This is a genomic window from Xanthomonas sp. NCPPB 3200 (genome assembly GCF_056393585.1).
Genome location: NZ_CM150785.1, coordinates 4,655,461 through 4,675,931, shown reverse-complemented (window position 1 = coordinate 4,675,931; position 20,471 = coordinate 4,655,461). Strand labels below are relative to the sequence as shown.

The window sequence follows — 20,471 nt, the reverse complement described above, 5'->3', positions numbered from 1 at the left end:
GCATTGCAGCCGGCGGCGTTCAGCACGTGCGAAATGTGTGGATTCCAGCACCTTGCCCGCTTGCAAGCCCCGCACGCCGTGGCAGCTGATCTATGTCGAAATCCGCAGCTGGCATGAGCGCTTCCTATAACGCCGCCTGCGCGGTTGCCCCGGTCCGATACCTGGGGCTAGATACCAGCCCGTCCCGCACGAACGCGCACCCATGCCAACCACCACCCGCCGGGACCTGTTCAAGGTGCTTGCCGCCGGCGCCGTCGTCGCCCCGCTGTCGCCGGCCGCACTGGCGGGCGACGCGCGTGCGGCCTGCACCGGCACCCCGCAGTGGGCGCGCGGTATCGAAGGCCAGCGCAAGGCAGACCTGGGCAACGGCAGCTACCTCAATCCCATCGTGGCCGGCGATCACCCCGACCCCACCATCCTCAAGGATGGCGACGACTACTACATGACGTTTTCGTCGTTCCTTTCCTATCCGGGCATCGTGCTGTGGCATTCCACCGACCTGGTCAACTGGACGCCGCTCGGCCCGGCGCTGCGCAAGCAGCTGGGCACGATCTGGGCACTGGACCTGTGCAAGCACGATGGCCGCTATTTCATCTATATCCCGGCCAATCCGGACGACACCGGCTGGTCGATCTTCGTGATCTGGGCCGACGACATCCGCGGACCCTGGAGCGACCCGATCGATCTGCAGATCGCCGGCTGCATCGACCCCGGCCATGTGCTGGGCGAGGACGGCAAGCGCTACCTGTTCGTCAACGGCATCCGCAAGGTGCGCCTGCGCGACGACGGCCTGGCCACCGACGGGCAGGTGGAACCGGCCTACGCGCCCTGGCGCTATCCCGACGACTGGATCGTGGAGAACTTTGCCCCCGAAGGCCCCAAGCTGACCTGGCACGACGGTTGGTTGTACCTGGTCACCGCAGTCGGCGGCACCGCCGGTCCGGTCACCGGGCATATGGTCATCGCCGCGCGTGCGCGCTCGGTGCACGGGCCGTGGGAGCACTGCCCACACAACCCGCTGGTACGCACCCAGTCCGAACAGGAGCCGTGGTGGTCGCGCGGGCATGCCACGCTGGTGGAAGGGCCGCGTGGCGACTGGTGGATGGTCTATCACGGCTACGAAAACGGCTTCCGCACGCTGGGCCGGCAGACCCTGCTGGAGCCGATCGAGTGGACCACCGATGGCTGGTTCCGCGCCACCGGTGGCGATCTGTCCAGGCCATTGCGCACGCCTGCACGCGCAAACGCCACCGGCAACGCGGCGCTCAGCGGTTTCGCCTTGTCCGACGATTTTTCCAGCGACAGGTTCGGCACCCAATGGAGCCTGCATGCGCCCGGGCCCGGCGAGCAGGCGCGCGTGCAACGGGCAGATCGGTCGCTCACGCTGGCCTGTTCCGGCAGCTCGCCGGCCGACAGCTCGCCACTGACCTGCGGCGTGCCCGATCGCGGCTACGTCGCCGAGGTCGCGCTGGAACTCATCGGCAATGCCGAGGGCGGCCTGTTGCTGTTCTACAACCACAAGGCCTTCGTCGGCATCGGCGTTACGCCCGACACCATCAAGACCTACGAGTATTCAGAAGAACTGGTGTGGGCACGCGCGCCCAACACGCACCGACGCATCCGCCTGCGTCTGAGCAACGAGGCGCATGTGGTGACCTTCGACTATTCGTTCGACCAGGGCCGGCAGTGGATCCGCCACCCGACGCGCATGGAAATGTCCGGCTTCCACCACAACGTGTTCGGCGGCTTCCTGAGCCTGCAGCTCGGCATCTACGCCGCACAGCAGGGCGCAGTGGTGTTGCGCGATTTCCGCTATCGCGCGCTGCGCTGAGCGCGGTGCTGCCGCACGCGGCGATGCCGGCAAACGGCGGGGCCCGGGGGGACCCCGCCGTCAGACCTACAGCGACTGATGAGGCTGAACTGCGCAGTAGGTGTGATAACCGCTGTCAGCCGCAGCAGTAGCAGACGTTGCCCTGCCCCAGGTCGCCGCCAAACTCCGGACATTCGGCTTTGCAGGCCCACGCACTACACGATTCGGTCTTCGGCTGTGCGTTATCGACCGCCATCACCTGGAACGCACCGAAACCGGTACTGGCCAGGAACGTGGCCGCCATCAACGCCGTCCGCAAGGTACCCCAACGCTTCTTCATGCATTACTCCTTCACCGTTGCCAAAGCCGCTGGCGCATCCGTGCGGCGCAAGGCGGCGACCAGGTCCTGCACCTGCTCCGTGGTATCGAAGACGCCAAGTCGGGAATGGCGCACGCGCCCCTGCCCGTCGATGGCCATCAGCAGTGGCACGTTGCGCGCGCGAAACAGCATCAACGCGCGACGATCGGTCAACGTGACCACCGGAAAATCGAAGCCATGCACATGCGCATAGCGCGCAGCCTGCGTCGCGTCGCACTGGCACACGCCGAGCAACTGCGGACGGCCGGGCAGATTGGCCTGCAGCTGCCGCGCCGCACGCAGCACGGTAGGGGCCGAGCGCTGGCAATACGGGCAGGTGGTGGTGAAGAAGAACAGCACCTGCGCCTGTCCCTGCGGCACGCCGAGCAGATGACGCTGGCCGGCGGTATCGGTGACTTCGATGCGCGGCACGTACATGCCGTCATACGGCGCGCTGATGCGGGCCTGCAGCAACTGCTGCTGCGCGCGCAGCTGCTTGTTCTGCCATGCCAGCACCGCGATCAATGCACAGGCAATCAGTAGCCCGATCCAGAGCCAGGGGAAACGTCGCGCCATGCCAGCTCCAGTAGCGTCATCAAGCCCGAGCCTTGCCCAGGCATGAGCTGATGGTCAATGGTGATATCGACAACTGCGATGTCGCGCGGTGCGGGGGTGTGGAAGCGGTCACGCCGCTGCGCTTGGGCTTGCCAGTGGCGCCGCGGTCGGCAGGCAGCGATTGCGCAACGGTGGTGTGTCGATCAACAGTGCGCCGTGTCTGCGGGGCACGCAGCACTATCCGAACCATCGATGAAAGAGTGCGTGCGGCGACTGCGCGTGTTCCTGCGATCGGTGGCTGCGAGCGTTGCCGCCGTCATCTGATCCTTGCCGCTGGCACCGACCATTGCCGACCGATGACGCGGCGCCCTGCCGCCAGGCGAACACAAGCGGTGCGCGATCCATCAGCGCTGATCTGCAGCGCGTCTGCAACGCGCTGGCAGCAGGCAGACGCGCGTTCGGCTAGCCGGTGCTGGCCCCGCCGGTCACTCCACGCCGCGCACGAACAGCAGCTCCAGATCGCGCATCGGCACGAAGTCGGCCTGCCTGAACTGGAAGGTCAGCGGGTCGATCTTCTTCAGCGCGCCGTCGAAGCACAGGCTGAGGATGTCGCTGGCGGCCTGCTTGCGGATGGTCAGCTGGAAGTCCTTGATCGGGCCGTTCCAGTTCTTGCCGGTGGTCAGCACATAACGCAGGTTGGCCCAGCCCAGGCCGTGCGCACCCTCGCGCCGCTGCATGCTGGCCTTGGTCGCCGGTTCGATGCAGGTGCGCTTTGCATACGACTCCAGCAGGAACGCGCTGCCCTGCGGCACGCCGGTGGACAGGCTGGGCGCGTAGGCATGCCGGATCTGCACACTGCCCCGTGCCGGGAAGAGCTGTTGCCAGACGAAGTACTCGCTGAGCGTGAAGCGCGGTTGCTGGTCCCGGTCGATCCAGCGCGCCGGCAACGGCGTGCGCCCGGTCGGCACGTTGCCCGATTCGGCGAACGCGGCGATATCGTCGGTGCTCCAGCCGGTGGCGGCGAATGCCTTGGAGATGTCGCTGCCATCGTCCAGCAACACCACCAGCTTGCGCGTGGTGGTCACCGGTTTGCCGTCCACCCACAGGTTGAAATCGGTCAGTTCGCTGTGATCGGCCATGCCGAAATACATCGGCGGCATCGGGAAGGCGATCGGCACGCTCAATGCGCGCGCGCTGTGGTTGGTGAACACGTAGTCCACCTGCACGCGCTCCTCGCTGAGCAGCAGCGCTTCCTTGTCCATGCTGATATCGGGCTGATGCAACAGCCGGATGGTGCCGTTGTCGTCGCCGAAGCTGCTGTCGTTGGCCTGCGCACTGCCGCAGCCGAATACGGCCAGCGCAAGGACCAACCCGAGCGGGCCGCGCGGAAAAGAGAGTGGCTGCATGGATCCCCTGGCACTGGCACGCACCGACGCGCCGCAGGCGCACAGCATGCCACGCACCTGCCGATGCCGCAGCGCGGGCATGCATGGCATCAACTGCGCATGGCGTACAGTCGCACGCCCTGCGCACTCCAATCCCACGCTCCGATGCCTTCCTACGTTTCCCTGCTGGCTGTCGCCGCCTGCCTGATGCTGCCACTGCAAGACAGCCTCGCTGCTGCGCCCGATCGCAGCCAGCCTGCCGCCGTGGTCTCAAGCTGCACCGCCGATGCTTACAGCAGCTGTCCGCCCTGGATGCCGTCGCAGCGTGAGATGCGCACGGTGCTTGCCGATTACTTCTGCGACGCCGCCGATCGCGGGCTGGTCCGGCCACGCGTGAGTCGCGTGGTGCGCGCGGAAACCTCGCAAATCACCTGCGCTGCCCTGGGGACGGAAACCAATTCCAATATCGTGTGCGGAGGCGACATGCATTTCATCGGCCCCGACGGCCGCACCGATTTCGTCACCTTCAGCCCCACCATGCATCGCCAGGACGACGGGCGCTATGCGATCTATGAAGGCGAGGACGAAAACGAAAACGCGGTGTGGCATGTGCCCTCGCCGCAAAGCGCGTCGAAGGTCTGCACGGGCCAGCCGTTGCGCTGATTGCCGTCTGTGGTGGTGACCTCACGCGCCGCTTCGCTGCGGCGATCGGCCTTCGTTTTCGCAGGCCGGCCGACGAACGCGCTCAGTCCTCTTCAGGCGGCGGCAGCACGATGCCGTCGGCATCGATGGCGAGCTTGCCGGCCATCAGCACCGCCTGGGTGCGGTTGGTGACGCCGAGCTTGCGCAGGATCGCGGTGACATGCGCCTTGATGGTGGCCTCGGACACGCCCAGGTCGTAGGCGATCTGCTTGTTGAGACGCCCGGCGCCGAGCATCTGCAGCACGCGGAACTGTTGCGGAGTGAGATCGCGCAGGCGCTGGCCCACTTCGCGTTCTTCGCTGTCGGTCGGCGGCAGGTTCTGCGCTTCGGCCGGGATCCAGCGCTCGCCATCGAGCACCGTAGCCAGGGCACGGCCGATAGTGTCCGAATCGGCGGACTTGGGAATGAACCCGAACGCGCCATGGTCGATCGCACGCCGCATCACCGTCGGCTCTTCGCGTGCCGACACCACCACCACCGGCAGCTGCGGATGCAGCGAGCGCATATGCACCAGCGCGCTGAATCCCTGCGCGCCCGGCATGTTGAGATCCATCAACAACAGATCGGCATCCGGTTGCGCATCGGCCAGGGTGTACAGCGCATCCACCGTGTCGGCCTCGAACAACTGCACCCCCGGCATCACGCGCTGCACAGCCCCGCGCAAGGCCTCACGGAACAGGGGATGGTCATCGGCGATCAGCAGGGTGGTCATGGAGGGGCTGGGAATCGGGAATTGGGAGTGGGGAATTGCAAAGGCAACAGCGAAGGCAGCAAGGCAAGCAACAGCAAGACGGCGACGGCGAGGTAATGGCGAGGTCAGTGTGACGGGGTTGAAAATCAAGATCTGCAGTGGAGAGGAGTGGACCGGGGACCGCTTTTACGAGTCCCCAATCCGAACATTTACTCCCCGCTCCTCAGGGAACGGCTCTAACCATTCCCCACTCCCGATTCCCCATTCCGACGCGCGTCAGCGCGCCAACCGCTCGCTCACCAACGAATCCACCACCGACGGATCGGCCAGGGTCGAGGTGTCGCCGAGTTGATCGGGTGCGTTTTCGGCGATCTTGCGCAGGATGCGGCGCATGATCTTGCCCGAGCGGGTCTTGGGCAGGCCCGGTGCCCATTGCAGGTGATCGGGTGAGGCGATCGGGCCGATCTCCTTGCGCACCCAGCTCACCAGTTCCTTGTGCAGTTCCTCGCTCGGGGTTTCGCCGGCGATCAGGGTGACATAGGCATAGATGCCCTGGCCCTTGACGTCGTGCGGGAAGCCGACCACGGCCGCTTCGGCGACCTTCGGGTGCGAGACCAGCGCGCTTTCCACCTCGGCGGTGCCGATGCGGTGGCCGGACACGTTGATCACATCGTCCACGCGGCCGGTGATCCAGTAATAGCCATCGGCATCGCGGCGGCAGCCGTCGCCGGTGAAGTAGCTGCCCGGATAGGTGCGGAAGTAGGTGTCGATGAAGCGCTGATGGTCGCCATAGACCGAGCGCATCTGCCCCGGCCACGAATCCAGCAGCACCAGGTTGCCTTCGGTGGCGCCTTCCAGGATCTTGCCTTCGGCATCCACCAGTGCCGGCTGCACGCCGAAGAACGGCAGGGTGGCCGAGCCCGGCTTGAGATCGACCGCGCCGGCCAGCGGCGAGATCAGGATGCCGCCGGTTTCGGTCTGCCACCAGGTGTCCACGATCGGGCAGCGGCTGTCGCCGACCACCTCGTAGTACCAGCGCCAGGCTTCCGGATTGATCGGCTCGCCGACACTGCCGAGCAGGCGCAGGCTCTTGCGCGAGGTCTTCTTGACCGGCTCCTCGCCATCGCGCATCAGCGCGCGGATCGCGGTGGGCGCGGTGTAGAAGATGCTGACCTTGTGCTTGTCGATCACTTCCCAGAAGCGCGACACGTTCGGGTAGTTCGGCACGCCCTCGAACATCACTGCGGTGGCGCCGTTGGCGAGCGGACCGTAGACGATGTAGCTGTGGCCGGTGACCCAGCCCACGTCGGCGGTGCACCAGTAGATGTCGTCCTCGCGCAGGTCGAACACCACTTCATGCGTGTAGCTGGCAAACAGCAGGTAGCCGGCGGTGGTGTGCAGCACGCCCTTGGGCTTGCCGGTGGAACCGGAGGTGTAGAGGATGAACAACGGATCTTCCGCGTTCATGCGCTCGGGTTCGCACTCGGCCGGCTGGCCGTCGACCACATCGTGGAACCAGCGATCGCGCGGTGCCTGCATCTCCACCGCACCGCCGGTGTGGCGCACCACCAGTACCGTTTCCACGGTGTTGGTGCCGGGCAGTTTCAGCGCCGCATCGACATTGGCCTTGAGCGGAATCTTCTTGCCGCCGCGCAGGCCTTCGTCGGCGGTGATGATCAGCTTGCTCTGGCAATCGACCACGCGGTCGGCGATCGAGTTGGCGGCAAACCCGCCGAACACCACCGAGTGCACCGCACCGATGCGCGCGCAGGCGAGCATGGCCACGGCGGCATCGACGATCATCGGCAGATAGATGGTGACGCGGTCGCCCTTCTTGACGCCGAGATTGCGCAGCGCATTGCCGAGCTTGCAGACGCGCTCGTACAGCTCGCGATAGGTGACCGGGTAGGACTGCGCATCCGGGCTGTCGGGTTCGAACAACAGCGCGGTCTTGTCGCCGCGCGTGGCCAGCTGGCGGTCCAGGCAGTTGACGCTGGCATTGAGCTCGCCGTCGCCGAACCAGCGGATATGGAAATCGTCCAGCGCGTAGCTGACGTCCTTCACCTCGGTGGGTTGCTTGAACCATTCCAGCCGCTGCGCGGCCTTGCCCCAGAATTGCTCGGGGTGTTCGATCGATTCGCGGTACAGCGTTGCGTACTGCTCGCGCGTAATGCGCGCATTGGCGGCGAACGCGGGATCGACGGGATAAACATCAGCCATGGCACCCTCACTTGCGATGAACTTGTCGGAAGAGGACGTTGCGGCTGCCCTCGGTAGGCAATCAGTGTGCCGCATCCATTCTGTCCCGGCGTTCAACCGCGCCTTAGACCTTGGTCTTAACCGCCGCAGCGCGCGATCGGCAATCGGTTGCCGGCCCTGGTGCGACGATCGGTCACCTTGCGGAATGCTGCGTTGCAGCTACGACCAAAGGCGAATAGGCTCCAAAGCGCGGACTGCCTCACGCTCCGCACAGCATCGCCATCAAGCGCGAGGCCTTATCGGGGAGAGGGGTCCATGACACACCGTACTGCACCGTTGGTGCGCCATCCGCTGGCGGCTGCCTTGTTCGTGGCGAGCATCCTGCCGGGCGTGGCGTTCGCGCAGACCGCCAAGGAAAAGGCGCTGGAAGCACGCATTGCCGAGCTCGAGCGTCAGGTCCAGCTGCTGGTGTCGGCGCAGCAACAACAGCAGGGCCAGATCACGCAGACGCAGACGCAGGTGACCGAGGTGCGCGCCGCGCAGGCACAGGCACCGGCCGCGCCTGCAGTGCCGGCCGGCAAGCGGCCGATCCAGCTGACCAGCATCACACCGAACGCAGCGGCGGGGACAACGTTCCGTTACGGTGGTTTCATCAAGGCCGACTTCATGACCACCCGCACCTCCGACGGCGCGTTGCCCGAGGGCGCGGTGGGCCGTTACCTGTATATCCCGACCCAGACGCCGGTCGGTGGCCAGGCCTCGAGCACCGATACCGACTTCCATGCCAAGTTCTCGCGCTTCAACCTGGGCGTGGACACCGTCACCGAAAACGGCGACAAGATAACCGGCTTCATCGAACTGGATTTCTTCGGCAACGCGCTGGCCAACCAGGTCAACAATCTGTACGGCGGCACCCTGCGCCACGCCTACGTGAGCTGGAACAACTGGCTGGCCGGCCAGACCTGGTCCAACTTCATCGACTCCACGATCCTGCCCGAGGCCGCCGACATCGTCGGGCCGACCGACGGCGCGCTGTTCAGCCGTCAGACCCAGATCCGCTACACCCGTGGCGCCTTCAGCGTGTCGGCGGAAAACCCCGAGACGCTGACCACGCCCTACCAGGGCGGCAACACCATCCTGGCCTCCGACCACGGTGCGATGCCGGACCTGACCGCGCGCTACAACTGGAAGGGCACCTGGGGCACGTTCGGCCTGTCGGCGATCGCGCGCCAGTACCGTACGCGCAGTGCGCTGACCAACGACACCGACTTCGGCGGCGCGATTGCCGGCGGCGGCCGCTGGATCATCAATTCCAACAACGATCTGCGCTACCAGCTCAGCTACGGCGAGGGCCTGGGGCGCTATCTGGGCCTGGGCAACGGCTCGGATGTGGAGATCGACATGGACGGCAATATCCAGACCGTCAGCACGATCGCCGGCTGGGTGGCCTGGCGCCACGACTACAACGCCAAGCTGCGCAGCACGGTCATGTACTCGCGCGTGAACTACGACCACGACATCGCCAATACCGGCGCGCTTGCGAGCAAATCGCAGCAGAGCATCCGCGCCAACGTGTTCTATTCGCCGCTGCCCAAGGTCGATGTGGGCGCGGAGCTGATGTATGGCCGTCGCGAAGCCGAGAACGGCGACAGCGGCGACATTTCGCGCCTGCAATTCACCACCAAGTACAGCTTCTAGTTTCTGCCACCGGCGGCTCGTTCCACTGCGGTGGGACGGGCAAGGCCACCGTCGTTTTACCCGCGCTCTACCAGGAGACAGACAATGACCGTCTCGAATGACGCACTGATCGCCAAGATCGATGCCAATCCGAAGTACCACGCACTCAAGCGCCAGCGCAACGCGCTGGGCTGGACCCTCACCGTGCTGATGTTGCTGGCCTATTACGGCTACATCGGCCTGATCGCCTTCGACAAGGAATTCCTCGCCAAGCCGATCGGTGCCGGCGTGACCTCGATCGGCATCCCGATCGCGATCGGGGTGATGGTGTTCACCATCGTCATCACCGCCATTTACGTGCGCCGCGCCAACAACACCTATGACCAGCTGACCGCGCAGATCCTCGAGGACGCACGCAAATGAGCAAGTATTCGCGCCTTCTCCTGATCCTGGCCGGGCTGATGCCGGCCGGCATCGCGCTGGCCGCCGGCGGCGACATGGGCCAGGTCGACAAGCAGCCCACCAACTGGGTGGCGATCGGCATGTTCGGCTTCTTCGTGCTGGGCACCTTGTGGATCACCAAGTGGGCGGCGGCCAAGACCAAGTCGGCCTCGGACTTCTACACCGCCGGCGGTGGCATCACCGGCTTCCAGAACGGCCTGGCGATCGCCGGCGACTTCATGTCGGCGGCTTCATTCCTGGGCATCACCGCAGCGGTGATGGCCAATGGCTACGACGGCCTGATCTATGCGATCGGCTTTCTGGTCGGCTGGCCGATCCTGACCTTCCTGATGGCCGAACGGCTGCGCAACCTCGGCAAGTACACCTTCGCCGACGTGGCCGGCTATCGCTTTGCGCCGACCGCCATCCGCAGCTTTGCCGCGTCGGGCACGCTGGTGGTGGTGCTGTTCTATCTGATCGCACAGATGGTCGGCGCCGGCGCCTTGATCAAGCTGCTGTTCGGCCTGGACTACTGGGTGGCGGTGACCCTGGTCGGCGTGCTGATGATGGTCTACGTGCTGTTCGGCGGCATGACCGCCACGACGTGGGTGCAGATCATCAAGGCAGTGCTGCTGCTGACCGGCGTGACCTTCATGGCGGTGGCGATCATGTGGCACTTCAACTTCAGCTTCGAGGCGCTGTTTGCCGAGGGCGTGCGGGTGAAGACCGCGATCGCGGCCAATGGCGGCGCATCGCCGGAGGACGCGGCCAAGGCCGGCCTGTCGATCATGGGCCCGGGCGGCTTCGTGAAGGACCCGATCTCGGCGATCTCGTTCGGCATGGCGCTGATGTTCGGCACCGCCGGCCTGCCGCACATCCTGATGCGCTTCTTCACCGTTCCCGATGCCAAGCAGGCGCGCAAGTCGGTGCTGTGGGCCACCACCTGGATCGGCTACTTCTACATCCTGATCTTCATCATCGGCTTCGGTGCGATCGCGCTGGTGCTGACCAACCCGCAGTTCGCCGATGTCGCCACCGGCACCATCCACGGCGGCAAGGGCGCGGCCAACATGGCGGCAGTGCTGGTCGGCAATGCAGTGGGCGGCAACGTGTTCATGGGCTTCATCTCGGCGGTAGCCTTCGCCACCATCCTGGCGGTGGTCGCAGGCCTGACCCTGTCCGGCGCCTCGGCGGTGTCGCATGACCTGTACGCCACGGTGATCAAGAAGGGCAATCCGGCGCCGGGTTCGGAGCTGAAGGTCTCGCGTGCCACCACCCTGGTGCTGGGCGTGATCGCGGTGCTGCTGGGCATCGTGTTCGAGAAGCAGAACGTGGCCTTCATGGTGTCGCTGGCGTTCGCCATCGCGGCCTCGGCCAACTTCCCGGTGCTGATCCTGTCGTTGTTGTGGAAGAACTGCACCACCCGCGGTGCGGTGGTCGGCGGTTTCCTGGGCCTGGTCTCGTCGCTGGTGCTCACCATCCTGTCGCCGTCGGTGTGGGTGGACACGCTGGGCAACGCAGCCGGTTCGGCGCCGTTCCCGTACACCTCGCCGGCGCTGTTCTCGATGACCATTGGCTTTGTCGGCATCTGGCTGTTCTCGATCCTGGATCACAGCCCGCAGGCCGCCAACGAACGTGCAGCGTTCAAGGCGCAGCAGATCCGTGCCGAAACCGGCCTGGGTGCCAGCGGTGCGTCGGGTCACTGACGTACAGTCACTGCGCAGTCGCAGAACGCCGGCCTTGTGCCGGCGTTTTGCGTTTTGGCCAAGGCTGGCAGCGGGCAGCGTCTGTGTTGCCACGCCCCTACGATCGTCTTCTGACGCGAAGGCCGAGGGGGTATCGGTCGAGCGCGCGCACCGCGCGGGTGCCGACAGCGATCCAGTGTCGTGACGGCCCGGGCGCAACGCCCCATCAGACCTCGATGCGCAGGCGTCCGACGCGATGCGCGCGCACGACAGCGCTGCGTCCTTGCGTGGCATCGATGCGATCGCATCGCCCGCTTCGTTTTGCACGCAATGCCTGCGCGATCGCGAACAACCGCAACACCAGCGAAGAAATTAAGTCATCTAGGGTGACTAAATTGGCCGCAAGCCGAACGCTGATCACGCCCGGCTTGGCCTCTCCCCCGGTATCGACCGGTTGGCGAGTGCGCTGCAAGCGAGTCCGCCGATTGCGTCGACCCGTCGGCTCTCGTCCACCTCTTGCCCTTCCTGTACCTACGAACCGGGACACCGAGACCATGCCTATCCTCCTCGCTCCACATCCGCTGGCCCGCGCCTGCCGCCTGTTCGGCGCCTTGGCCCTGCTGGCTGCACTGCCGCAGCTGGCGATGGCCGCCTGCAACGACAGCTCCGATATCAAGATGCAACGCATCCTGTTCAACTCCTCCAATACCGTTGTGCTGGCGCACCGTGGCTTATGGGGCAAATACGCCGGCATCGCCGATATGCCGGAAAACTCGCGCGGCTCGCTGCAGATCGCCAACGACCAGTGCATGGATGGCGTGGAGCTGGACGTCAAGCTCACCAGCGATGGCGTGCCGGTATTGCTGCACGACTACAACCTGGGCCGCACCACCACCGTGTGGCAGCAACATCCCGGAGTGAAGTACGACCCGATCACCAACCAGGGCGTCAACCCGTCGATTCTGGTCACCCCGTGGTCGCAGGTCAGCCAGTTGTTCCTGCTGACGCCCGATCGTCGTACCACCACCGGCTATCACGTACCGCGTGTGGATGAGCTGTTTGCCTATTACAAGCAGCACAACCTGCGTACGCCGATGGTGTTCGACATCAAGGATGCGGCCACGGTACGCGCAGTGCGCAAGGCCGCCGAAAGCCAGTTCGGCGCGGCATCGGGCAGCTATGTGGCCGCCAAGGTCAATGCAACGCTGTACACCAGTCGCGATGCCTACCGTGCAGATGGCAGCGGCATGGTCGGCATACCGGTGTTCACCACCAACATGCTGGGCAAGATCAATGTGCGCCAGACGATTTCGGCATGGATGAACAACGGTCACCAGACGATGGAGATCAACGTCAAGCAACTCGGCGGCCTGCTGCAGAGCGATGCCGATTTCATTCGCGAGCGTGGGTATCGCGTGGGCGTCTTCCAGGCCATTCCGGATGGCCCGTCTGCTGGCAAGTTCTATCAAAACAGCGGCGCCTGCTGCTACGCGCTGTCGGATCTGTATTTCTCCTACGGCGGTGGCCGCGACACGGCCGACAATCGCGGCAATCTGGATTTCATCGTACGCGACGAGGCCTTTGGCCTGATCACCAGCGACGACCCGAAAGCGGCCATCGCCTACCTGCGTGCGCGCGGCAAGCACGACTAAGAGCAACTGACAAAACTACTGCGCAGCCGCCAGGCGGGCGCGGCCGGTGCTCGGAGTCCTCATGTACCACTCGTACACGCCGGTCCCTCCGCGTCGCCCACGCCCACCTGACGACTGCTCGCTACGTTTCGTTAGCCGCTCTCAGCAGCTGTTGCCGGCCCGTGCGGGCCGGCGGTCCCGGCGGCGGCACCTGCCGCCGCCGGTTCATGCCATGACGGAGATTGCCCATGTTTTCCACACCGCATTGTTTTAGGCTGCTTTGGTTGGGCCTTGCCTGCTCCACACCGCTGGCGCAGGCCGCCACACCCGATGCACACCTGCACACTGGCCCGGCTTCCGGAAAGGTGCTGCAGATTGGACACCAGACCTTCAGTGCGCCGGAATATCGCGCGCTGGCCCTGGCCGACCTGCCGCAGAACGCCAATCCGGCCATTGCGGCCGACCCGAGTTTCGTACGCGAATTTGCCGACCGGCTGCTGCTGGTGGACCAGGCCCGTCAGGCGCATCTGCAAGACGACCCGGTGGTGGCCGCGCACATCCGTCAGGCCACCGATGCCATTCTTGCCGAGGCAATGCAGCGGCGCGCACGCGATGCCGCGTCTATCGACGCCACGCAGGTGCAGGCCCAGTTCGATGCGCATCCGCACGATTACGACGAGGTTCGCCTCAGCCATCTATTCGTGGCGCTGCAGCCCCAAGGCGATGCCCGGCGCGGCACACCGTTGACCGATGCGCAGGCGCTCGCACGCGCACAGCGGCTCAAGCAGCAGCTGGATGCCGGCACGCCCTTCGAAGAACTGGCAATGCGCGAATCCGACGATGCTAGCACTGCGGCCGAGGGCGGCCAGCTGTCATCGATCTTCCTGCGCAACGTGGCCGATGTCTTTGCTGCGCCCGTGCAGGGGCTGGGCGTGGGGCAGGTTTCGGGCCCCGTCCGCGGGCCGGAGGGATATCACCTGATCCGTGTGGATGCGCGCATACCCGCCACGCTGGAGACAGCGCGCGGACAGATCGAAGTGCAATTGCGCGACCAGGCGGCCACCGCTGCGCTGGAACGTCTGCGCCAGGACAACCCGTTGCAGTTCGATCGCGCCGCACTGGAAGCGGCACTGCGTTGATGCCGGCGCCTGCGCTGAACGTTGGCGCGCGGCCATGGCATCGGAAGCGGTCGCGCTGGCCGGTGGCGGGCGCGGTGTGCGTGGCCGTAGCGATGTCGGCCGCCGGAATGTGGAGCCTGCGCACGCCTGCTGCGTTGCACCCGCAGAGCAGCGTCGCTGCGCGCCCTGCGGTGCATGCCGGCGTTGCATCGACGCAGCTGCCGGCGCGCGTCGCTCAGGGCCTGTTCGACAGCGCCATGCAACAGCTGGCCTGTCGTCAACAGGGTGAGGAGCGAGCCGCGCAGATCGCGCACGGCGGTGCACAGGTGCCGCCGTTGGAGGGCCGTCGCTGCGTCGCCGGCACGCAGCTGCAGATCGAGGCGCTGCTACGCACGGCCGCGGCACACGGCGATACCGATGCGCAACGCTATCTACTTGCGCAGCGTGCGGCCGAGTTGCTGCAACGTGCGGTGGCCGGCGCACCTGCCGGCATGCCTGCGCAACTGTCGGCGAGCGACGAACAGGAGATGGCCGCGATTGTGGCCGAGTTGGAAGCGCTGGCATTGGCGGGCCATCGCGATGCCATCGACACCTTGGCGCAGGTGGTGGAATCGCCGTTGTTGCATGCGCCCGACCCGGTGTATGCGGCGGCGTGGCGGCTGGCATCGCGCCAACCGCCGGACCACGCGCTGGATCCATCGGCACCGTTGCAGGCAGAAGACGAATTGCTGGAGTCGCTCACCCAACAACAGCAGCAACAGGCACGTGAGCTGGCGGTTGAGTTGTTCGGCTATTGCTGCCGTGGGCGCGCTGCCACCGCAGATTGACGCCGGTTCTGCGACGCACGAACCAGCGCCCATCCAACGGCAACGCGGACTGTCAGCACCCGCGACAGGGGCGGGGCACCTTCAGTCAACGGAAGTAGCGCGCCTTCAACGGCAGCGTCGCCGCACCGATCGCGCAGGCGTCGGCCGGTGCCTCGGCCGGCAGCAGTAGCGGCATCGGCCTGCCCTGACCGCGACGCGGCAGGTTGTCGATCTGCACGGCGGCGATCAGGCGTCGGGCCAGATCGGCCGGCAGGCGGCCGCCGAACACGATCGCTTCCGGGTCGCACACCGCGGTGATTGCCGAGACGATCAACGACACCCCCGGCGCGCTGCGCGCGATCCAGCGCGCGATCGCCGGCCAGGTCGGGTCGTAGGCGGCCAGCAGGCTGCGCACGTCGGCAAACGCCACGCCGTCGTCGGCCAGCAGTTCGCGCAGCAGTTCCAGCGTGGCGCGTTCGAGCTTCTGCGCCGGCAGCATGCCGGCGAATTCACCGGCATTGCCGCGCGCACCGCGCATGACCTGGCCGTCGATGACCAGGCCGCCGCCGAACCCGTAGCTGAGATAGAGGTAGGCAAAGTCGCGATGTCGACGGCCCACGCCCAGCATCGCTTCGCCGGCGGCGGCCACGCTGCCGTCGTTGTCCATCCACACCGGCTGCGCGCAGGCCTGCGCCAGCCACGGCGCCAGGGCGAACTCGCCAAGCGCGCGCAGCGGTTCGGGCGGATTGATACGCCCGTCCTCGCCGGTAAAGAACCCGCTCATCGCCAACCCGATCCCCAGCCGCGGCCCCACCGCGTGGTCCAGGCCTGCCAGCAGCGCTGCGTCGCCGGCCTGCAGCTGCAGCAACACCGCGTCGGCACTGCGCGCGTCCAGCGGCAGCTCGCTGACCGCCAGCACCTGGCCGGCGAAGTCCACCAGCGCCAGGCTCAGCGCGTCGGTGGCGATGGAGACGCCCAAGGTGTGGCCGTGCGCCGGATTCAACGACACCGCCACCCCCGGCTTTCCGCGGCCGGCACGTGCCACGCCGCTGCCCATGTGGACCATGCCGCGCGCCTGCAGGCCTTCGATCAGGCGCACCGCAGTCTGCACGGTCAGCCCAGTGCCGCGGCTGAGGTCGGCGCGGGTGAGCACGCCGGCCAGGCGCAGGTGGTCGAGCATGTCGCGCCCGTTGCGGCTCAACCCGGGGAAATTCGGCGCATGCGGCGGCAATGCGACAGCGGCAGTGGACGGCATGGCGAGCGGTGGCGCGGGGGAGGGGCCAGCTTACCCGGTCCGGTCGAAATAATTAATTTACAGTAAGTTATTGAATTGCCGGCCTCTGTCATCAGCGGTCATCCCGCCTCACGCCTGCGCACCTGTCCGTGTTCCCGGCCGCGGCCTGCTGCCCCCCTGCTCGACCTGCACCGCCGAGCTGGAGATGGCCGACGGCAAGCGCCAGCCACGCGAGGCCAGCCGCGCCGACTACGGCGAGGCGCCCAACCGCGCCGCGCGCTGGACTGGATCGCGCGCAAGTAGCGATAGATGCTGGTCGCCGACTGCGGCTCCAGCACCCTGACCGTGCGCGTGGACGGTGCGCCTGCGCGCGCTCAATCGTCTCATCCACACCGGCATTCCGAGCGGGAACGCCCGGTTGCCAACCAGCTCGGCGTGCGCATCGCCCCACGCCCCTGAGCACACTCCGGCGGCGCGGTACCATTGGCGGTTTGAACCACGGTCCGCGCTACGCCATGAAGATTGCCTCCTGGAACGTCAACTCGCTCAATGTGCGCCTGCCGCACCTGCAACAGTGGCTGGGCACGTTCGCACCCGACGTGGTCGGCATCCAGGAAACCAAGCTGGAAGACCACAAGTTTCCGGATGCGGCGCTGGCCGCTGCCGGCTATCGCAGCGTGTTCTGCGGGCAGAAGACCTACAACGGCGTGGCGATCCTGTCGCGCTCGCCGGCGCTGGACGTGCAGATGGGAATCCCCGGCTTCGACGACGTGCAGCAGCGCGTGATCGCCGCCACCGTCGATGGCGTGCGCATCGTCAACCTGTATGTGGTCAACGGCCAGGACGTGGGCACCGACAAGTACGCCTACAAGCTGCGCTGGCTGGCCGCGGTGCACGACTGGCTGGCGCAGGAGCTGCACAAGTATCCCCAGCTGGTGGTGCTGGGCGACTTCAACATCGCTCCGGATGCGCGCGATGTGCACGATCCGGCAGTGTGGAACGAGCACCACATCCTCACCTCCAGCGCCGAGCGCGCCGCGCTGGAACAACTGCTGGCGCTGGGCCTGCACGATGCGTTCCGGCTGCATCATGAGCAAGCCGAGCAGTTCAGCTGGTGGGATTACCGCCAGGCCGGATTCCGCCGCAATCTGGGCCTGCGCATCGATCTGACCCTGGTCTCGGAGGCCTTGCGCGCACGCGCGGTGGACGCGGGCATCGATCGCGAACCGCGCACCTGGGAGCGCCCCAGCGACCACGCACCGGCCTGGGTGCGCCTGGCCGAGGCGGGCGCATGAGCGAGCGGCATCTGCGGCGTAGCACATACAAGGTTGGCGAGGTCACGATCAGCCCGGTGCATCGGCTGAGTTGCCACTGCGGCGCGGTACAGATCGATCTGGATCTGCCGCACGGCCTGCTCGATCCACGTCGTTGCGACTGCTCGATGTGCCGCCGCCGGGGCGCCATCGTCGCCTCGGTGACGCTGGATGGCCTGCACGTGCTGCAGGGCGAGGATGTGCTGCGGCTGTATCAGTTCAACACGCATGCGGCGGCGCATTACTTCTGCGGCGTTTGCGGTATCTACACGCATCATCGGCGGCGCTCCAATCCCAACGAGTATGGCTACAACGTCGGCTGCCTGGAAGGCGTCAATCCCTATGCGTTGAACATCGCCGTGCCGGTGGAAGATGGGGTACACCATCCGTTGGATCGCGCTCCGGTCGATGGCTGAAACGACAACGCCCGGGCAAGCCCGGGCGTTGAATGTTCCATCAGTGGATGCGTGCTTAGCGCACGCGTCCACGGGTGAACAGATTGACGATTGCCAGCAGGATCACCGCACCCACCAGCGACCACACGAAGGTCCACAGCGTGATCGCCTGATTGATGCCGCCACCGAACAGGAACCCGGCAATCAGCGCGCCGACGATGCCGACCACGATATTGAGAATGATGCCCTGCTGTGCATCGCGACGCATGATGATGCTGGCCAGCCAACCCACGATGCCGCCGACGATCAACCAGATGATGATGCCCATGTTGCCGAACTCCTCATGCGATTGCACCGGAAGTAGTGCATGGGCGCCATTCAACGCAGACCGGCGTGAAGTGACTGTCGAGCGCGGTCGCACGCGCATGCGGCTGTTGTGCTTGGTGCACGCAGCGTGACAGCGCACGCAAGCTGGCACATCGGTCCGGTGCAGCTGTGGCTGCGTCCGCACCGGCACGGCGAGCGTGGCGAACCACAGGCGCGCGAGTTGCTGGGCCAGGCTTTGGCGCTGGAACCGGCCCAGGTGCCGCTGCGGCGTGACGAGCGCGGGCGGCCGTCGCTGCAGCCAGCCTTGCCCGACCGGGACACCGGCTGGAGCCATAGCGGCGATTATCTGCTGGTCGGCCTGGGGCAGGGCGTGCGGCTGGGCGTGGATCTGGAGCGCATCCGCGCGCGCCCACGTCTGCTGGAAATCGCGCAGCGATTTTTCCATGCCGACGAAATCGCAGTGCTGGCTGGCCTGCAGCCGGACGCGCAACAGGCGCTGTTTTTCCGCCTGTGGTGCGCCAAGGAAGCGCTGCTCAAGGCGTACGGGCATGGCCTGTCGTTTGGCCTGCATCGGCTTGCCTACGCAGTGGCGCCCGACGGCGCATTGCAGTTGCAGTGGTGCGACCCCGTGCTCGGCCAGGCCACGCAGTGGCAGTTGCACGAATGGTGGGCCGCACCGGATTGCCGCGCTGCGCTGGCGTTCTACCCGTTGCCGGCCGAATAGGCGCGGTGATCGCTTCACTGCGTGGCTGCAGCGCAGGTGCGCGTTGCGTCCTGGACCGTGATGCAGCACGTGCCGGACATGGATGCTTGCGTTGCTGGTCCGACCGACGTCTCAGGCATGTTCCGGCCGCGTCGCAGCGTGCGGCAGAATCGGCTGACGGAACTGCGCCACCCCATCCAGATTGCGCAAGGTCACCGTCAGCACGCCGGTGCGTGCATCGATCTCCACTTCGCCAAAGAACTGAAATCCGGCCAGCGGCGACAGGTTGGGCGCCGGCGGTGCTTTCTGGAAGATCACCGTCGGGCCGAAGGTGGCATCGAGTGCATTCGGGCCGAAGCTGCCGGCATTGGCCAATGCTGCAAAGATCTGCATCCTCAAGGTCTATATCCGGGAGGATCGGTAGGATCGTGGAAACCGGGACCCGAATAATAAAGCGAGGAAAATGATTATGCACATGAATCGGGATGAACTTGTTGACATCCTAGAAAATGGGCTTGCAAGTAAACGGGTCATTGATGAAGATGGAAATATACTAATAAATCATCTTCCATCGGTAGGTAGTCGAGCTTATCTGCACGTCATTTTTGAGAAGGCTAATTCGAACGAGTTTCTACAAAGCGTGAAAGAAGCAGGGGTTCAATTGCCCAAGAGTTTCTTGGAGTTACTTGCCCAGTGTAATGGTTTCGTTCTTTTCCAAGGTGCGCTATCTATTTTCGGAGTGCGATCACAGTTGTCTAGGTCAGCTGGAAAAAGGCAGCCGTTCGATTTGGTTGAGGCAAATACGATAGCTAGGCCTGGCAATCTAAATAAAAATGAAATTTATATTGGGAGCTATAATTGGGATGGCTCAATTTTGTTTATTAATCAGTGCAACTCAATCATTCGGCATAGGTCTCCTGACTCAACGGATGTTTTAAATGAATGGGATGATTTTGATCAATTTATCAGATGTGAAGTAGACCGTCTGTCATTATTATTTGGTGAGGGTGGCGCAGAGATTGATCCTCTAGTAGCAACATCTCCATCTCCATCTCCATCTCCATCTCCATCTCCATTAATTGATTGACTTGGCGTTAACTTGCAGAACGTCGAGTGCGTGGAAATCTTTCTGTGGACCCGATATCTGCGTTGGATGAAGAAGTATTTGCTTCAAACTGTCGACTCCACGTAATTCAGTGCCAGCTAAAACTAGAGGTCTGCGGTTGATGTTGATCACGAAACTCGGCGGGCGTTAGCCCGCCCAGGCTGTCGTGCGAGATCTGCTGGTTGGAGTCGGTAGGGCTGAGTTAATGGACACCACCGTGCAGCAGCCGCAATCAAAGCCGGTATAAAGGTTCCTGTGCAAACTGTACCAACCACATCGCAGCAAGGGGCACAGCTTCTACAAGAGGCCGCAGAGGCAATGCAGCAGAGGGGCCGC

General features: G+C 65.1%; 20 protein-coding genes, 1 other RNA gene and 1 pseudogene. 13 read left to right on the top strand and 9 right to left on the bottom strand.

What is annotated here, in order from left to right:
- Window positions 1-202 precede the first annotated feature (202 nt).
- Window positions 203-1,831: a family 43 glycosylhydrolase gene (locus AC06DU_RS20235; RefSeq protein WP_478203087.1), complete on the top strand. Its 1,629-nt coding sequence runs from the start codon at window positions 203-205 to the stop codon at window positions 1,829-1,831.
- 115 nt (window positions 1,832-1,946) lie between these two features.
- Here the strand turns inward: AC06DU_RS20235 and AC06DU_RS20230 are convergent, their stop codons facing one another.
- The 3 genes from AC06DU_RS20230 to AC06DU_RS20220 all read right to left on the bottom strand — a co-directional run bounded on the left by AC06DU_RS20230 (window position 1,947) and on the right by AC06DU_RS20220 (window position 4,129).
- Window positions 1,947-2,150 (bottom strand): hypothetical protein, encoded by a 204-nt coding sequence (locus AC06DU_RS20230; protein WP_016901788.1) that lies wholly within the window; start codon window positions 2,148-2,150, stop codon window positions 1,947-1,949.
- Between the two features lie 3 nt (window positions 2,151-2,153).
- Window positions 2,154-2,717: a peroxiredoxin family protein gene (locus AC06DU_RS20225; protein ID WP_179466138.1), complete on the bottom strand. Its 564-nt coding sequence runs from the start codon at window positions 2,715-2,717 to the stop codon at window positions 2,154-2,156.
- 491 nt (window positions 2,718-3,208) lie between these two features.
- Entirely contained in the window at window positions 3,209-4,129 is a 921-nt protein-coding gene (locus AC06DU_RS20220) for a DUF4424 family protein (RefSeq protein WP_065033417.1), read from the bottom strand.
- A gap of 144 nt (window positions 4,130-4,273) precedes the next feature.
- Here AC06DU_RS20220 and AC06DU_RS20215 point away from each other — a divergent pair, with 144 nt between their 5' ends.
- Window positions 4,274-4,771 (top strand): hypothetical protein, encoded by a 498-nt coding sequence (locus AC06DU_RS20215; protein WP_065033418.1) that lies wholly within the window; start codon window positions 4,274-4,276, stop codon window positions 4,769-4,771.
- An 82-nt stretch (window positions 4,772-4,853) separates the two neighbouring features.
- Here the strand turns inward: AC06DU_RS20215 and AC06DU_RS20210 are convergent, their stop codons facing one another.
- The gene (locus tag AC06DU_RS20210; protein WP_016901792.1) at window positions 4,854-5,522 is read right to left on the bottom strand and encodes a response regulator transcription factor; all 669 of its coding nucleotides are present in this window, start codon (window positions 5,520-5,522) and stop codon (window positions 4,854-4,856) included.
- A 255-nt stretch (window positions 5,523-5,777) separates the two neighbouring features.
- Complete coding sequence (gene acs, locus AC06DU_RS20205) at window positions 5,778-7,721, bottom strand: acetate--CoA ligase (RefSeq protein ID WP_478203086.1); 1,944 nt, start codon at window positions 7,719-7,721, stop codon at window positions 5,778-5,780.
- Window positions 7,722-8,015: 294 nt separating this feature from the next.
- Here acs and AC06DU_RS20200 point away from each other — a divergent pair, with 294 nt between their 5' ends.
- From AC06DU_RS20200 to AC06DU_RS20190, 3 genes are all read left to right on the top strand, one after another.
- Window positions 8,016-9,398: a DcaP family trimeric outer membrane transporter gene (locus AC06DU_RS20200; RefSeq protein ID WP_435013244.1), complete on the top strand. Its 1,383-nt coding sequence runs from the start codon at window positions 8,016-8,018 to the stop codon at window positions 9,396-9,398.
- 84 nt (window positions 9,399-9,482) lie between these two features.
- The gene (locus AC06DU_RS20195) at window positions 9,483-9,800 is read left to right on the top strand and encodes a DUF485 domain-containing protein (protein ID WP_024937573.1); all 318 of its coding nucleotides are present in this window, start codon (window positions 9,483-9,485) and stop codon (window positions 9,798-9,800) included.
- Window positions 9,797-11,524 carry a cation acetate symporter gene (locus AC06DU_RS20190; protein ID WP_065033399.1) on the top strand — a complete coding sequence of 576 codons (1,728 nt, stop codon included), beginning with the start codon at window positions 9,797-9,799 and terminating at the stop codon, window positions 11,522-11,524. The genes AC06DU_RS20195 and AC06DU_RS20190 overlap by 4 nt, the downstream gene beginning before the upstream one ends.
- Before the next feature lie 205 nt (window positions 11,525-11,729).
- On the opposite strand, the gene AC06DU_RS20185 is transcribed toward AC06DU_RS20190, so the two are convergent.
- Window positions 11,730-11,975, bottom strand: coding sequence for a hypothetical protein (locus AC06DU_RS20185; RefSeq protein WP_478203085.1), 246 nt, complete (start codon window positions 11,973-11,975; stop codon window positions 11,730-11,732).
- Between the two features lie 172 nt (window positions 11,976-12,147).
- Here AC06DU_RS20185 and AC06DU_RS20180 point away from each other — a divergent pair, with 172 nt between their 5' ends.
- The 4 genes from AC06DU_RS20180 to AC06DU_RS20165 all read left to right on the top strand — a co-directional run bounded on the left by AC06DU_RS20180 (window position 12,148) and on the right by AC06DU_RS20165 (window position 15,079).
- Entirely contained in the window at window positions 12,148-13,155 is a 1,008-nt protein-coding gene (locus tag AC06DU_RS20180; protein ID WP_024937571.1) for a glycerophosphodiester phosphodiesterase family protein, read from the top strand.
- A gap of 61 nt (window positions 13,156-13,216) precedes the next feature.
- Window positions 13,217-13,292: non-coding RNA, sX9 sRNA (locus tag AC06DU_RS20175), on the top strand.
- A gap of 90 nt (window positions 13,293-13,382) precedes the next feature.
- Window positions 13,383-14,273: a peptidylprolyl isomerase gene (locus AC06DU_RS20170; RefSeq protein WP_478203084.1), complete on the top strand. Its 891-nt coding sequence runs from the start codon at window positions 13,383-13,385 to the stop codon at window positions 14,271-14,273.
- Window positions 14,274-14,365: 92 nt separating this feature from the next.
- Window positions 14,366-15,079, top strand: a complete 714-nt coding sequence (locus AC06DU_RS20165) for a hypothetical protein (RefSeq protein WP_407077131.1) — start codon at window positions 14,366-14,368, stop codon at window positions 15,077-15,079.
- A gap of 85 nt (window positions 15,080-15,164) precedes the next feature.
- On the opposite strand, the gene AC06DU_RS20160 is transcribed toward AC06DU_RS20165, so the two are convergent.
- A complete protein-coding gene (locus tag AC06DU_RS20160; protein ID WP_478203083.1) occupies window positions 15,165-16,313 on the bottom strand; it encodes an ROK family protein in 1,149 nt (382 codons plus the stop codon).
- Between the two features lie 494 nt (window positions 16,314-16,807).
- Here AC06DU_RS20160 and xth point away from each other — a divergent pair, with 494 nt between their 5' ends.
- Both xth and AC06DU_RS20150 read left to right on the top strand, forming a co-directional pair.
- Window positions 16,808-17,587, top strand: coding sequence for an exodeoxyribonuclease III (gene xth, locus AC06DU_RS20155; protein WP_039513469.1), 780 nt, complete (start codon window positions 16,808-16,810; stop codon window positions 17,585-17,587).
- Window positions 17,584-18,021, top strand: coding sequence for a GFA family protein (locus tag AC06DU_RS20150; RefSeq protein WP_043087731.1), 438 nt, complete (start codon window positions 17,584-17,586; stop codon window positions 18,019-18,021). Before xth ends, AC06DU_RS20150 begins: the two co-directional genes overlap by 4 nt.
- Window positions 18,022-18,076: 55 nt before the next feature.
- Here AC06DU_RS20150 and AC06DU_RS20145 read toward each other — a convergent pair whose 3' ends face one another.
- The gene (locus AC06DU_RS20145; protein WP_016901812.1) at window positions 18,077-18,328 is read right to left on the bottom strand and encodes a GlsB/YeaQ/YmgE family stress response membrane protein; all 252 of its coding nucleotides are present in this window, start codon (window positions 18,326-18,328) and stop codon (window positions 18,077-18,079) included.
- A gap of 126 nt (window positions 18,329-18,454) precedes the next feature.
- On the opposite strand from AC06DU_RS20145, the gene AC06DU_RS20140 reads away from it, so the two are divergent.
- A complete protein-coding gene (locus tag AC06DU_RS20140) occupies window positions 18,455-19,051 on the top strand; it encodes a 4'-phosphopantetheinyl transferase family protein (RefSeq protein ID WP_478203082.1) in 597 nt (198 codons plus the stop codon).
- A gap of 111 nt (window positions 19,052-19,162) precedes the next feature.
- On the opposite strand, the pseudogene AC06DU_RS20135 reads toward AC06DU_RS20140, so the two are convergent.
- A pseudogene (locus AC06DU_RS20135) lies at window positions 19,163-19,399 on the bottom strand (alkaline phosphatase D family protein); the annotation flags it as partial.
- A 106-nt stretch (window positions 19,400-19,505) separates the two neighbouring features.
- Here AC06DU_RS20135 and AC06DU_RS20130 point away from each other — a divergent pair.
- A complete protein-coding gene (locus tag AC06DU_RS20130) occupies window positions 19,506-20,117 on the top strand; it encodes an SMI1/KNR4 family protein (protein ID WP_478203081.1) in 612 nt (203 codons plus the stop codon).
- The last annotated feature ends 354 nt before the right edge of the window (window positions 20,118-20,471 follow it).